General features: G+C 73.2%; 11 protein-coding genes. 9 read left to right on the top strand and 2 right to left on the bottom strand.

The genetic code is table 11. From position 1 onward, the window contains the following. Positions 1–24: 24 nt before the first annotated feature. The gene (locus tag IF20_RS21655) at positions 25–3,258 is read right to left on the bottom strand and encodes a beta-N-acetylglucosaminidase domain-containing protein (protein WP_110944445.1); all 3,234 of its coding nucleotides are present in this window, start codon (positions 3,256–3,258) and stop codon (positions 25–27) included. A 434-nt stretch (positions 3,259–3,692) separates the two neighbouring features. On the opposite strand from IF20_RS21655, the gene IF20_RS21650 reads away from it, so the two are divergent. The 7 genes from IF20_RS21650 (at position 3,693) to alc (ending at position 10,861) form a co-directional block, all read left to right on the top strand. Next, positions 3,693–3,947, top strand: coding sequence for a hypothetical protein (locus IF20_RS21650; protein ID WP_052866925.1), 255 nt, complete (start codon positions 3,693–3,695; stop codon positions 3,945–3,947). Next, complete coding sequence (gene malQ / locus IF20_RS21645) at positions 3,947–6,043, top strand: 4-alpha-glucanotransferase (protein ID WP_052866924.1); 2,097 nt, start codon at positions 3,947–3,949, stop codon at positions 6,041–6,043. The genes IF20_RS21650 and malQ overlap by 1 nt, the downstream gene beginning before the upstream one ends. A gap of 48 nt (positions 6,044–6,091) precedes the next feature. Continuing rightward, positions 6,092–6,334, top strand: a complete 243-nt coding sequence (locus tag IF20_RS21640) for a hypothetical protein (protein ID WP_052866923.1) — start codon at positions 6,092–6,094, stop codon at positions 6,332–6,334. Between the two features lie 212 nt (positions 6,335–6,546). Continuing rightward, positions 6,547–7,524 carry an acyl-ACP desaturase gene (locus tag IF20_RS21635; protein ID WP_052866922.1) on the top strand — a complete coding sequence of 326 codons (978 nt, stop codon included), beginning with the start codon at positions 6,547–6,549 and terminating at the stop codon, positions 7,522–7,524. A 102-nt stretch (positions 7,525–7,626) separates the two neighbouring features. Continuing rightward, the gene (locus IF20_RS21630) at positions 7,627–8,616 is read left to right on the top strand and encodes a DMT family transporter (protein WP_234426760.1); all 990 of its coding nucleotides are present in this window, start codon (positions 7,627–7,629) and stop codon (positions 8,614–8,616) included. A gap of 17 nt (positions 8,617–8,633) precedes the next feature. After that, positions 8,634–9,551, top strand: coding sequence for a LysR family transcriptional regulator (locus IF20_RS21625; RefSeq protein ID WP_052866921.1), 918 nt, complete (start codon positions 8,634–8,636; stop codon positions 9,549–9,551). A gap of 164 nt (positions 9,552–9,715) precedes the next feature. Next, positions 9,716–10,861: an allantoicase gene (gene alc / locus IF20_RS21620; RefSeq protein WP_052866920.1), complete on the top strand. Its 1,146-nt coding sequence runs from the start codon at positions 9,716–9,718 to the stop codon at positions 10,859–10,861. A gap of 244 nt (positions 10,862–11,105) precedes the next feature. On the opposite strand, the gene pepN is transcribed toward alc, so the two are convergent. After that, positions 11,106–13,676, bottom strand: a complete 2,571-nt coding sequence (pepN, locus tag IF20_RS21615; RefSeq protein ID WP_052866919.1) for an aminopeptidase N — start codon at positions 13,674–13,676, stop codon at positions 11,106–11,108. Positions 13,677–13,789: 113 nt separating this feature from the next. Here pepN and IF20_RS21610 point away from each other — a divergent pair, with 113 nt between their 5' ends. Beyond that, positions 13,790–14,020 (top strand): ribbon-helix-helix domain-containing protein, encoded by a 231-nt coding sequence (locus IF20_RS21610; RefSeq protein WP_030614895.1) that lies wholly within the window; start codon positions 13,790–13,792, stop codon positions 14,018–14,020. Next, a complete protein-coding gene (locus IF20_RS21605; RefSeq protein ID WP_052866918.1) occupies positions 14,007–14,354 on the top strand; it encodes a type II toxin-antitoxin system PemK/MazF family toxin in 348 nt (115 codons plus the stop codon). The genes IF20_RS21610 and IF20_RS21605 overlap by 14 nt, the downstream gene beginning before the upstream one ends. Positions 14,355–14,357: the final 3 nt, after the last annotated feature.

Here is a 14,357-nt window from a genome sequence, read left to right as displayed (position 1 = left end):
GTCACCCCCGCGGCGGGTGGCGGGTCACCCTCGCGGCGGCCGGGCGTGTTCCGCGGGCCGGCCACGGGAGTCCGGCCGCCCCCGAGCGCTCTGCCGGCCGTGCTCGTCCGCGTGGCGGCCACCGTCCCCGCGCCCGCCATCGTCCCCGCGCCCGCCATCGTCCCGGCGACGGCCATCGTCCCGGTGCCCCTCGCCGCCCCCGCGGCGATCGTCGTCCCGCTGCCCGCGGTCGGAGACCGCATCGTCGGCGACCGCATACGCCTCCACGCTCCACAGTGAGTAGCCGAAGCGGGTGGCCCGCTTGTCGCCCTGGATGCGGACGAACTTCGCGTCGGGCGCGTCCATCCGTACGCTCTCGCGGCCGCCCTTGCTGTCGCGGACGGTGGTGGCCGTGCGCCAGTTGCGGCCGTCGGGGGAGGTCTGGACGCGGTAGCGCGCGGCGTGGGCGTCCTGCCAGTGGAGGACGAGCCGGCCGAGGCGGACCGGGCGGTCCAGCGCGAACTGCAGCCAGGCGCCGTCCTCGGCGGGGGAGGACCAGCGGGTCCTCGGGTCGCCGTCGGTGGCCGCCGAGGCGGGGAAGTCGGCCGTCTCGTCGCCGGAGGAGGTCGCCCGGGCCCCGCGCGCCAGGTCCTTCCCGCCCGCCGGCGGGAACGTGCGCACGGTCAGGGTCCGGTGCTCGTCCCCGAACGCGACCGGGATCTCGTACGCGCCGGAGCGGGCGTCCTTCGGTACGGAGATCCGCAGGCGGGCGGTCGCGGTGCCGCCGCGCGGCGCGGTGAGCCGGTCCGGGGCGTGCACGGTGAAGCCCTTGGGGGCCTTGACCCGGAGCCGGCCGTGGACGTCGGCGGGGCGGCGGGAGAAGACCAGCGCGTCGACGGAGACCGTGCCGCCGGTGTCGGCGTCCACCTCCCGCCGGGAGAGTTCGAGGCCGGCCGGTGCCGTGTCGTCGAACCAGGGGGTGAGGGACTTCACCGAGGGGGCCGGGTCGTCCTCGGCCCAGTGCAGCCGGATCGCGTCGGCGCGCAGGCCGTGCGCCGCCGCCTGGGTCCAGCCGGAGGCGGCGAGCCGGCCGAGGCGCCGCCAGCCCTTGCCCGGTACGCGGGCCTCCACCGTGGCGCGCGCGTCCCGGGACGGATCGGTGAGCGCGGTCACGGCGGAGAGCGTGCGGGGGCGCGCGAACGGCACGGTCAGGGAGGTGGCGTGGGCCGCCTCGTGCGGCGCCGGGGTGTCGGAGGCGGCGCCGGTCCAGGCGTCGGACTCGCGCAGGGCGCGGTCGAGGAAGGGGCCGAGGACGCCCTTGCCGACCGTCGCGGCGTGCTCGCCGATGTCCTTGCGCAGCCCCTCGGCCGCGCGCTGGGCCCGCCATGCGGCGGCCCCGTCGCCGCGGGCCTGGGCGCGCAGCATGTCGACGGCCTGCATCCCGGCCCGCCCGTACCGGGCCAGCTGCTCGGACCAGGGGCGCACCTCCTCGGCGAGGCCGCCGGTCAGGTGGTCGGGGACCTCGCTCATGGTGCGGAACGCCGAGCGGAGCGCGGCGGCGGCCTTGATGTACTGCGCGTCGTCGGCCTGGTCGCCGCCGTTGATGGAGGCGGCGCGGGTCGCCCAGAAGCGGTCGATGAGCGGGCGCAGGTAGCCCGACTCGCCGGTGTGCAGGACGGAGGAGGCGTCGTTGCCGGCGAGGGCGTGCAGCGCGGCGCGGGCACGGGTCCGGCGGTCCTCGGCGGCCGTGGAGCCCGCCCGCGCGGCCGGGACGCCGGCGGGGGCTTCGGCGCCGCCCGCCTGGTCGGCGGCGAGGTCGTCGATGGCGGCGCGCCAGGACTCCTGGGGGCGGTAGTCGCGGGGGTTCCAGGCGTAGTCGGCGGCGGTGAAGAGCGGGATGCGGGAGGCCGTGGGCCGGTCCATGGCGTTGGCCAGGAGGGCGGCGGAGCCGGTGGCGACGGCGGGCTCGCGCCCGGTGTAGGGGCCGAGGAAGATCCGGTCCTGCGCGTAGTCGTTGACCGGGTAGTTGTCCATCGTGATCAGGCGGTGCCCGAACGCGTCGCGGGTCCTTGCCAGTTCGCGGCCCGTGATGGTGCGGGGCACGACGCCGACGCCGGTCCAGGCCACGTCCACCCGGTCCGTGAGCGCGTCCGCCAGCGCCTCGCGGTACGCCGTCGCACCGTCCTGGTAGTACTCCGTGGGCATCAGGGACAGCGGCTCCGAGCCGGGGTGGCGCTCGGCGAGATGGTCGGCGAGCGCGTTCGCCACCTGCGCCTGGGCGCGGGCCGCGGCCTCGGGGCCGGAGCCGAAGGCGTCCTCGTCGGCGTCGCAGTGCCACTCGCTGTAGCTGACGTCCTGGAACTGGAGCTGGAAGGCGCGCACGCCCAGCGCCCACATGGCGTCGACCTTGCGCTGCAGTGCCCGTACGTCCTCCGCGGAGGACATGCACAGGGAGTGGCCGGGCGAGACGGCCCAGCCGAGGGTGACGTGGCGGGCGCGGGCCCGCTCGGCCAGCTCGCGGAAGTGGGCGCGCTGCGCGGCGGGGTACGGGTCGCGCCAGCGGGCCTGGCGGTACGGGTCGTCGCCGGCCGCGTAGAGGTAGCGGTTCTGTTTCGTACGGCCCATGAAGTCCAGCTGCGCGAGGCGCTCGGCCTGGGACCAGGGCTCGCCGAAGAAGCCCTCGGTGGTGCCGCGGACCGCGGTGCCCGGCCAGTCGCGCACGGCGACCGAGGCCAGCCGCCGGCCGCCGTCCGGGCCCGCCGTGACGAGCTGCCGCAGGGTCTGCACGGCGTGGAAGACCCCGTCCGGGCCGGTGCCCTCCATGGCGACGGTGGGGCGGCCCGCGACCTCGCCGACGGCCAGCCGGTAGCCGCCGGACGGCAGGTCCGTGCCACGTGCCGGGGCGTGCAGGGCCCGCAGCGCGTCGGCCGCCTGCCGCCCGCCGACGCGGATCAGCGGACCGTCGGCGGGGACCGGCGCACCGGGGCGCGCCTCGTGGACCGTGCGCACCCCCGCGCCCCGCAACAGCTTCAGGAGCGCCTCGACGGCGTACGGATCGGTGCCGTCGGCGGTGACGAGCGTGGCGGCGGTGCCCAGCGGCACGGCGGTGCCCAGGCTGCGCAGCGACTGGGGGCGGGGCCACACGGCGGGCGGTTCGCCCGCGTCGGCGGCCTGGTCAGGGGAGCCCACGGACGGTTCGTCGGGGGCGGCCTGGGCGGCCGGTACGCCGCCGAGCAGTCCCCCTATGACGGCGGCGGCCAGCGCAGTGGTGCCTGCCACCTTGGCGCCGGACCCGGCACCGTTCCGTTTCCTGGCGCCGACGCCACGGAATCGCACGGCCTCTCCTCGTCCCGTAGGTCTGCAGCCTCGCCGGCGGGCCGGCTCCGCGTGGTCGGGTTCGGCGGAGCGGCCGCCATGGGCTTGTGAGCCCACCACTCGGGGGTCGAGGTGTCAACGGCGGTAGCCGAAGTGCCCCCGTTTGCCCTGTGTGAACGTGGGGGCGCGCGGGAGTCGCGGTCCGGGGGAAATGCCGCAGAAGTTTCGCTAAGATGTCCATTAAGTCGGGATCTCCTGCGTGAGGGACCGGCCGCGCCGCCAAATCGTTCGCCGGGGCGGGGGTGTGAGGTGGAACACGTTTAGTGACCGGACACGTCTGCGGCGGCATGGATTGGGTAGGGCCCGGATGTCCTACTCTCGACGAACGGGAGGCCCTCGTGGCTCCGTCCGCTCAGCTTCTTCTCGACGCCCTCTCCAAACCGACCGAGCCGGATCTGCTGGCAGGGGTCTCCGACCCGGACTGCGGCTTGGACGGATGCGGCTCGCTCACCTTCTCCGAGCCTCCCTTGACCAGCGAGCCCCCGCTCGCCGACAGCACCCCCCTCACCAGCGAGACCCCGATCGCCGCCGAGCTGCCGCTCACCAGTGAGCCCGCCGCCGCCGGCTACGGCACGGAGTCCCTGGAGGTCTGATGGGCCGAGCGCGGCTCGCCCGGCTGCACGGCGTCACCACGTCCTACGAGCCAGCGCCGGGCCGCACCGTCCATGTTCCCGAGGACACGGTCGTCGCCGTACTCGCCGCGCTGGGTGTCGACGCCTCCACGCCGCAGGCCGTACGCGCCGCGCTGGACGCGTACGAGTACGGACCCGCCCGTGCCCTCCTCCCGCCCACCCTCGTCACCCGCGAAGGTCGCCCGCCGGACCTGGCCGGGCTGCCCGGCGGCACCACGCTGCGCGTGGACACCGAGGACGGGCGGACGCTGGACTGGGGCCTGGTGCCCGGCGGGCAGGCGGCTCCGCTGCCGCTCGGCGTGCACGTGCTGCGCGCCTACACCGCCGACGGCGCCGCCGCGCACTCCCACCTCGTCGTCGCACCCGACCGGATGCCCGCCGTGTCCGGTCGCGGGCACGGCTTCATGGTCCAGCTCTACTCCCTGCTCTCCCAGGCCTCCTGGGGCATGGGAGACCTCGGCGACCTGGCCCGGCTGGCCGACTGGTCGGGCCGGACCCTCGGCATGGACTTCGTCCAGCTCAACCCGCTGCACGCGGCCGTACCGGGACCGCCCACCGACCCCTCCCCGTACCGCCCCTCCTCGCGCCGCTTCCCCGACCCCGTGCACCTGCGGATCGCGGACGTCCCCGAGTTCGCGCGGCTGTCCGGCGCCGCCCGGCAGCGCGCCGACGAGCTGACCGGACGCGCCGCCGCGCTCCGCGACACCGTCCTGAAGAACGGCGCGCTGATCGACCGGGACGCCGTCTGGGAGCTGAAGAAGGAGGCCCTGGAGCTGCTGCGCACGGTGCCGCTGAGCACCGCACGGCAGGCCGCCTACGACGCCTTCCGCGCAGACCGGGGCCAGGACCTGGAGGACCACGCCACCTGGTACGCGCTGGCCGAGGCGCACGGCCCGGACTGGCGCGCCTGGCCCGAAGGGCTGCGCGACCCCCGCTCGGCCCGCACCGAGCGGATGCGGCGCGCGCTGGCCGACCGCATCGACTTCCACCGCAGGGCCGCCTGGCTCACCGACGAACAGCTCGCGGCCGCCCAGCGCGGGGCGCGGGCGGCGGGCATGCGCATCGGGCTGGTCCACGACCTGGCCGTCGGCGTGCACCCCAGCGGGGCCGACACCTGGGCCCGCCAGGACGCCTTCGCGGCCGGCATGTCCGTCGGCGCGCCGCCGGACGCCTTCAACTCCCGCGGCCAGGACTGGGGGCTGCCGCCCTGGCGCCCCGACACGCTCGCGGAAACCGGCTACGCGCCCTTCCGCGCGCTGCTGCGCGGCCTGCTCCGGCACGCGGGCGCGCTCCGCATCGACCACGTCATGGGCCTCTTCCGGCTGTGGTGGATCCCCGAGGGCCGGCCGCCCACGGAGGGCACGTACGTCCGGTACGACGCCGAGGCGATGCTCTCCGTGCTGGCGCTGGAGGCCGCCCGCGCCGACACCGCGGTCATCGGCGAGGACCTGGGGACGGTCGAGGACGGGGTGCGCGAGGCGCTGGAGGAGCGCGGCGTCCTCGGCACGTCCGTCCTGTGGTTCGAGCGCGCCTGGACCGCCGAGGGGCAGCCGCCGCTGCCGCCGGAGAGCTGGCGCGCCGACTGCCTGGCCACCGTCACCACGCACGACCTGCCCAGTACGGCGGGGCGGCTGACCGGCGAGCACACCGCGCTGCGGCACCGCATCGGCCTGCTGGACGGCACTCTCGAAGAGGAGCAGGCGGCCGACCGCGCCGAGGTCGCCACCTGGCTGGAGTGGCTCGGCCGGCTGGGGCTGCTGCCGGAGGGCACGGCGTCCGGGGACGCGGAGGCGGACGAGCGGGCCGCGGTCGCGGCGCTGCACCGCTTCCTGCTGCGCACCCCGGCCAGGATGGTCGGCGTCTGGCTGCCGGACGCGGTGGGCGACCGGCGGCCGCAGAACCTGCCCGGTACGTGGGACGAGTATCCGAACTGGCGGCTGCCGATCGCCGCGCCGGACGGCCGGCCGATGACGCTGGAGGAGATCGTGGAGTCGCCGCGGCTGCGGGCGCTGACGGCCGAGTTCGACGCGCGGCCGGGGGCGGGGCTCAGCCGTTAGGGCACCCCGAGCGCGCGGGTCGCTCGGGCGTCCGATACGTTGAGGTACGTGAGCAACAAGGTCAAGAACCACGCCCTGCGCGCCGGAACGATCACCGCCGGTACCGCGCTGCTGCTGCTGATGTCGTCCCCTGCTTTCGCGCTCACCCGCGACGACGGTGACGACCCGGGTCCGGGCCTGAGCGTTGTCCAGACGCTCGGTCTCTACGTCGCGACGCCCATCGTCCTCTTCCTGATCATCGCTGGTCTGGTCATGCTGGGCGACAAGTCCCGCAAGGCCAAGAAGAGCTGACACCCGGCCCTCCAGGCTCACTGGGCACCACATACTGCAAGGCGCCGAACGGTTCGCAGGAACCGTTCGGCGCCTTTTGCTGCACCATGAGCCCTTTTTGACCGGAAATGACCACTCGATCGGAACGGCGGGTTCTCTTGACGCGGTCCTAACCTACGATGTCGTAACCTACGGTGCCGTAAGGTTTTCTCCACGTCCCCAGGAGACCCCGCATGACCATCGCCCCCGCCCACCAAGACGGAGAGCGCGGCCAGACCGCCTGGAGTGACGCTCAACTCCTGTACGCCCTGGAAGAAGTCGTCGAGAAGGAGCTGAACCGGCATCTCGGCATAGCCAAGGAATGGATGCCGCACGAGTACGTGCCCTGGAGTGACGGGCGGAACTTCGACGGCGTCATGGGCGGCGAGCCCTGGGCGCCCGAGCAGTCCAAGGTCACCGACATCGGCCGGACGGCGCTGGTCGTGAACCTGCTGACCGAGGACAACCTGCCCAGCTACCACCACGAGATCGCCACCCTCTTCGGGCGGGACGGCGCGTGGGGCACGTGGGTGCACCGCTGGACGGCCGAGGAGGGCCGGCACGGCATCGTCATGCGCGACTACCTGCTGACCAGCCGGGCCGTCGACCCCGTGCAACTGGAGCGCTTCCGCATGGCGCACATGTCGGAGGGGTTCGAGTCCGACAACAACCACAGCATGCTGCACTCCGTGGCGTACGTGGCCTTCCAGGAGCTGGCCACCCGCATCTCGCACCGGAACACCGGGCGCCACTCCGGCGACCCGGTCTGCGACCGGATGCTCGCCCGGATCGCCACGGACGAGAACCTGCACATGCTCTTCTACCGCAACCTTCTCGCCGCGGCCTTCGAGATGGCCCCCGACCAGACCATGGGCGCCGTACGCGACGTGGTGGTGAACTTCCGGATGCCGGGCCACGGCATGCCCGGCTTCGAGCGGGCCGCGGCCCGGATGGCGATCGGCGGCATCTACAACCTCCGCATCCACCACGACGACGTCATCCAGCCCGTGCTGCGCTTCCTGAAGGTCATGGAGATCGGCGGGCTGGGCCCTGCGGGTCTGCGGGCACAGGAGGAGCTGGGCCTCTTCATGGGCGGTCTCGACGACCAGGCGCGCAAGTTCGACGAGCGGCTCGCGGCCCGGGAAGCCCGCAAGGCAGCCCGTCAGGGCTGAGCACCTTTCAGCTGTGCTGAAAAGAATGCTCAAAAACCTTCGGTGGACCTGAGAGGTCCGGGCCTGCCACGGTAAATGCCTCCGCACCGACGAGAGGAAGCCGTGACAGTCCTGGACCAGCAGAACGCCGTACGGACCGGGGGCGCACCCCGGTCCGACCGGCCCGCCGCCACCCGCACCGCCACCGCCCGCCCCGCCGTCCTCACCGGCCTCGCGCTCGCGCTGACCGCCACCGTCGCGTGGTCCGGCAGCTTCGTCGTGACCCGGGCGCTGCACGACAGCGTCCCGCCCGTACAGGCCGTGTTCTGGCGCTGGGTGATCGCGCTGGTCGCCGTGGCGCCGCTGACGCTGCGGCAGGTCTGGCGGCAGCGGGCACTGCTCCGCCGCCACCTGCGTTTCCTGCTCCTGGCCTCGCTGCTCGGCGTGGCCCTCTACAACACCCTGGTCCACCAGGCGGGGCTGACCACGCCCGCCGGCACCATGGGCATGTTCATGGCCGCGTCGCCGACGCTGATGGTGCTGTTCGGACGCTTCGGGCGCGGCGGCGAGCGGATCGGCGCGCGGCGCGCCGCCGGCATGCTCATCGCGACCGCGGGCGTGCTCACGCTGATCGGCAAGGGCGATCCGACGGCCCTGTTCCGGCTCGACCTCAACGCCGGCAGCCTGTGGATGCTCGCGGCCATGGCCTGCTTCGCCGGGTACAGCGCGCTGCTGCGCCACAAGCCGGCGGAGATCGCCGGCCCGGTCTTCCTGTGCGTGACATTCCTCCTCGGCGCGGCGATGCTGGCCCCCGCGTACGCCGTCAGCCTCACCGTGCAGGGCGGCTTCACGCCCGGCGCCGACACGGTCGGGCCGCTGCTCTACGTCGGCATCTTCTCCTCCGCGGTGGCCTTCTTCACCTGGAACAAGGCCATCGCTCTGGTCGGCGCGGCCCGCGCGGGCGCCGTCTACTACCTCCAGCCGGTCTGCGTCGCCCTGCTCGCCCACGTCCTGCTCGGCGAGCACACCGGACCGGTCCAGGTCCTCTGCATGGGACTCATCCTCGGCGGCGTGACGCTCGCTGCCGACGTGCGGCGAAGAGCCGCACGGTGACCGCATACGCTGCCCGCATGGCCGACTGGGACATCAAGAAGCTGCGGATCCTGCGCACCCTCGGCGAGCTGGGCACGGTGACCGCGACCGCCGAGGCGCTGCACATGACGCCCTCGGCGGTCTCGCAGCAGCTGACCGGGCTCGCCAAGCAGCTCGGGGTGACGCTCCTGCAGGCCCACGGCCGCCGGGTGCGGCTGACGGACGCGGCCCACCTCGTCCTCCGCCACGCCGACGCCGTCTTCGCGCAGCTGGAGCGGGCGGACGCGGAACTGCTCGGCTACCTCCAGGGCGAGGTCGGCGAGGTGCAGGTCGGCGCGTTCTCCACCGCGATCCCGGCGCTGGTGGTGCCCGCCGTCGAGCGGCTGCGCCGGACCCACCCCGGCCTGGTGGTCCGGGTACGGGAGGCCGAGGCGGCCGAGGCGTACGAGCTGCTGTCGGAGGGCAGCGTGGACCTCGCCCTCTCCCTCGCCGCGCACGCGCCCACGCCGCGCGACCCCAAGTACGCCCGCCTCTCGCTGCTCGCCGACCCGCTGGACGTGGCCCTGCCGGCCGGGCACCCGCTGGCCGCCGAGCCCGGACTGCGGCTGGCCGACCTCGCGGGCGAGCCGTGGATCTTCGGGCGGAGCGGGCCGTGGTCCGAGATCACCACCACGGTCTGCGAGAACGCCGGCTTCGTACCGGAGCAGGCGCACGCGGCGGCCGACTGGGCGGCGATCCTGTCGATGGTCGCGGCCGGCATGGGCGTGGCGCTCGTCCCGCGCATGGCGATGCGCCCGGAACGCGGCGGCGCCGGCGTCGCCGTCCGGGTCCTCCACGCCGACCAGCCCCGCCGCCACGTCGTCGCCGCCGTCCGCCGAGGCGCGGAGGACGCCCCCGGCATGTCCAGAGCCCTGACCGCCCTCCGCCAGGTGGCGGCGGAGCTGTCCGACCAGTAGGCGGACGCGCAGGCACCGCCGCGGTCGGACCTTTCAGGCCGGCTACACAACCACTGCAGAAACTTTCGATAGACCTGCCCGAACAACGCTGCGAAAGTCGTTGGTGTGAACACGCAGTACGCGCGGTGAGCACACGTCACCCCGGACGACGACGAAGGGCAGAGATGACCACCACCCCGGCCGCCTCCTCCACCGATCCGCACGCCAACGACGCCGCTCCGTACGGCGGTGGCGACCCCTACGCCGACTACCGCGGCGGCGACTTCGCCTTCACCTCGCTCGTCGACCTCGCCGACCGCCGCTTCGGCGCAGGCGTGATCGCCGCGAACGACGAGTTCTTCGCCGAGCGCGAGAACCTGCTGAAGCCGGAGCCCGCGGTCTTCGACCCGCACCACTTCGGGCACAAGGGCAAGATCATGGACGGCTGGGAGACCCGGCGCCGCCGCGGCGCCGACGGTGACCACCCCTTCCCGACCGACGAGGAGCACGACTGGGCGCTGATCCGCCTCGCCGTGCCCGGCGTGATCCGCGGCGTCGTCGTCGACACCGCCCACTTCCGCGGCAACTACCCGCAGCAGGTCACCGTCGAGGCCACCTCCGTACCGGGCAGCCCGAGCCCGGAGGAGCTGCTCGCCGACGACGTGAAGTGGGAGGAGATCGTCCCCCGCACGCCGGTACGCGGCCACGCCGCCAACGGCTTCGAGGTCACCGCCGAGCGCCGCTTCACCCATCTCCGCCTCAAGCAGCACCCCGACGGCGGCATCGCCCGCTTCCGCGTGTACGGCGAGGTCGTGGCCGACCCCGAGTGGCTGGACCTGCTCGGCACCGTCGACCTGGCCTCGGTCCTGAATGGCGGCGCGGTCGAGGACGCCTCGGACCGCTTCTACTCCTCGCCCACCCAGATCATCCAGCCCGACCTCTCCCGCAAGATGGACGACGGCTGGGAGAACCGCCGCCGCCGGGTCAAGGGCACCAACGACTGGGTCCGCTTCCGCCTCGCCGCGCAGGGCGAGATCCGTGCGATCGAGATCGACACGGCGTACCTCAAGGGCAACTCGGCCGGCTGGGCGGCGCTGTACGGCTGTGACGGCACGCCGGAGGACGAGTCCTCCTGGTTCGAGATCCTCCCGAAGACCAAGCTCCAGCCGGACACCCCGCACCGGTTCGCGCTGCCGGCCACGGTGACCGCCACCCACGTACGGCTCGATGTCTTCCCCGACGGCGGCCTGGCGCGGATGCGCGTACACGGCAGCCTCACCGAGGACGGCCGCGCCGCGCTGCGCCGCCGCTTCGATGAACTGAACGGCTGACGGGGCGGCCTACGGCCGCGACTCACCGACTCGTCCGGCGGACGGCAGCGACTCGCGCGCCGTCCGCCGGACGGTTCCACCACGCCGACGCCGGGGCGCCATCCGTTTCTGCGCGACCGTCCCGCCGTCTCGGTTGCTCGCGCAGTTCCCCGCGGGCCCCTTGAGGGGCGCGGGGAACTGCGCGCTCAGCCACAGCGCAGGGGGAGCCGAGCACCGAGGGCGCGGGGCACCCCCGTAAGTCGGCTCAGGCCGCGGCAGCGGCATCCGCCGCCTGGGCCTTCAGCGCCCGCTCCACGCCCGCCCGGTTCTCCGTCACCAGGCGACGCAAGGCCGCGCTCGGCTCGGCCGAGGCCAGCCAGGCGTCCGTCGCGTCCAGCGTCTCCTGCGAGACCTGCAGCGAGGGGTAGAGCCCCACCGCGATCTGCTGCGCCATCTCGTGGCTGCGCGCCTCCCACACGCCCTTCAGCGCGTCGAAGTACTGCGCGGTGTACGGGGCCAGCAGCTCGCGCTGGTCGGTCTGGACGAAGCCGCCGATGACGGCCTCCTGCACGGCGTTCGGCAGCTTGTCCGAGGCCACGACCGACGCCCACGCCTCGGCCTTGGCCTCCGCCGTCGGACGGGCCGCGCGGGCGGTCGCGGCGTACCGCTCGCCCGCCGAGGTCCGGTCCCGGTCCAGCTCGGCCGCGATCGCCTTCTCGTCCGCGCGGCCGGTGGCGGCCAGCCGCTGCAGGAGCGCCCAGCGCAGCTCGGTGTCCACGGCGAGGCCGGTGATCTCCTCCGTACCCTCGAGGAGGTTCTGGAGGAGGTCCAGCTGCGCGGTCGTACGGGCCGTCGCGGCGAACGCGCGGGCCCACGCGAGCTGGTGGTCGCTGCCGGACGCGGCGGCCCGCAGCTGCTTGAGGCAGGCGTCGGTCCACTTGGCGAGGCCGGTCTCGCGCCACTCCGGTGCCGCGTACAGCTCCAGCGCCAGCTTCACCTGCCGCTGCAGGGACTGGACCACGCCGATGTCGGACTCCTTGCCGATGTTGGCGAGCACCAGCTCCAGGTAGTCACGGGTGGCCAGCTCGCCGTCGCGGGTCATGTCCCAGGCCGAGGCCCAGCACAGCGCGCGCGGCAGCGACTCGGAGAAGTCCCCGAGGTGCGCGGTGACGGTCTTCAGGGACTCCTCGTCCAGCCGCACCTTGGCGTAGGAGAGGTCGTCCTCGTTGAGCAGGATGACGGCCGGGCGGGGGGTGTTCGCGGGGAACGGCACCTCGGTGCGCTCGCCGTCCACATCCAGCTCGATCCGGTCGGAGCGGACGAGCTTGCCGTCCTTGAGGTCGTAGCAGCCGACCGCGATGCGGTGCGGGCGCAGCACCGGCTCACCGGTCGCGCCCTCGGGCAGCGCGGGCGCCTCCTGCCGGATGGCGAGGGAGGTGACGTTGCCTGCCGCGTCGGTCTCGATCTCCGGGCGGAGGACGTTGATGCCGGCCGTCTGGAGCCACTTCTTCGACCAGGTCTTCAGGTCGCGGCCCGAGGTCTCCTCCAGCGCGCCCAGCAGGTCCGAGAGCCGGGTGTTGCCGTAGGCGTGGCGCTTGAAGTACGCCTGCACGCCGCGGAAGAACTCGTCCATGCCGACGTACGCCACGAGCTGCTTGAGCACGCTGGCGCCCTTGGCGTACGTGATGCCGTCGAAGTTGACGAGCACGTCGTCCAGGTCGCGGATCTCCGCCATGATCGGGTGCGTCGAGGGCAGCTGGTCCTGCCGGTACGCCCAGGTCTTCATGGAGTTGGCGAACGTGGTCCAGGAGTGCGGCCACTTGCTGCCCGGCGCGTACGCCTGGCACGCGATCGAGGTGTACGTGGCGAACGACTCGTTCAGCCAGAGGTCGTTCCACCACTCCATGGTCACCAGGTCGCCGAACCACATGTGGGCCAGCTCGTGGAGGATGGTCTCCGCGCGCACCTCGTACGCCGCGTCGGTCACCTTGGACCGGAAGACGTACTGGTCGCGGATGGTCACCGCGCCGGCGTTCTCCATGGCGCCGGCGTTGAACTCCGGCACGAAGAGCTGGTCGTACTTGGCGAACGGGTACGCGTAGTCGAACTTCTCCTGGAACCAGTCGAAGCCCTGCCGGGTGACCGCGAAGATCTCCTCGGCGTCCAGGAACTCGGCGAGCGAGGGCCGGCAGTAGATGCCCAGCGGCACCCGCTGCCCGTCCTTCTCGTAGGAGCTGTGCACGGAGTGGTACGGGCCCACGATCAGCGCGGTGATGTAGCTGGAGATCCGCGGCGTCGGCTCGAAGGACCAGATGTTGTCCTTCGGCTCCGGCGTCGGGGAGTTGGACACCACGGTCCAGCCCTCGGGGGCCTTCACGGTGAACTGGAAAGTGGCCTTGAGGTCCGGCTGCTCGAAGTTGGCGAACACCCGCCGCGCGTCCGGCACCTCGAACTGCGTGTAGAGGTACGCCTGCTGGTCCACCGGGTCGACGAAGCGGTGCAGGCCCTCGCCGGTGTTGGTGTACGCGCAGTCGGCCACGACCTTCAGTTCGTTGCGCCCGGAGCGCAGCCCCGCCAGCGCGATCCGCGAGTCCTGGAACACCGCGGCGGCGTCCAGCGCCGCGCCGTTGAGCACCACCTCGTGCACGGCGGGGGCGATCAGGTCGATGAACGAATCCGCCCCGTCCTCGGCCACGTCGAAACGCACCGTGGTCGCGGACCGGAAAACGCCCCCCTCCTGCGCGCCGCTCAGATCCAGGTCGATCTCGTAGGCGTCGACGGTCAGCAGGCGCGCCCGCTCCTGCGCCTCTTCGCGGGTCAGATTCGTGCCAGGCACGCGGTCATCTCCTTCGCATCGGACGTTTCGCCCATCCTTCCACGCCGCACCCCTTCGGCGGCGAGTGGTATTCCCGGTAGTAAGGATCTTCCTACCCGGGTAGGATCGAGAGCATGAAGATCAGTGTGAGCCTCCCGCAGGAAGACGTGGCCTTCGTCGACGAGTACGTCTCCCGGACGGAGGCGGAATCGCGGTCCGCGGTGATACACGCCGCCATCGAATGTCTACGGGCGGCCGATCTGGAGGCCGAGTACACGGAGGCGTTCGAGGAGTGGGACGCGAGCGAGGACGCCGCGCTGTGGGACCGGACTGCCGCGGACGGACTCTCCGATGCGTCGCGGTGACATCTACCTGGTCGACTTCGAGCCGGTCGGAGGCAGCGAGGTCAACAAGGCCCGCCCGGCGGTGATCGTGTCCAACAACGCGGCCAACGCGTCGGTGGAGCGCAACGGTCGGGGTGTGGTCACGGTGGTGCCCCTGACGTCGAACACCGCCCGAGTGCTCGCCTTCCAGGTGTTCCTGCCGGCCGGTGACTGCCGGCTCGCGAAGGACGCCAAGGCGCAGTGCGAACAGGTGCGCGCCGTCGCACCGGAACGGCTGCGGCAACGGATCGGCTCTGTGCCGCAACCGAGGATGGCCGAGCTCGACGCAGCCCTGCGACGGCATCTGGCGCTCTGAGGG

This window comes from Streptomyces niger (assembly GCF_000718305.1).
Taxonomy (GTDB): Bacteria; Actinomycetota; Actinomycetes; order Streptomycetales; family Streptomycetaceae; genus Streptomyces; species Streptomyces niger.
This window is presented reverse-complemented; position numbering and strand designations above follow the sequence as displayed.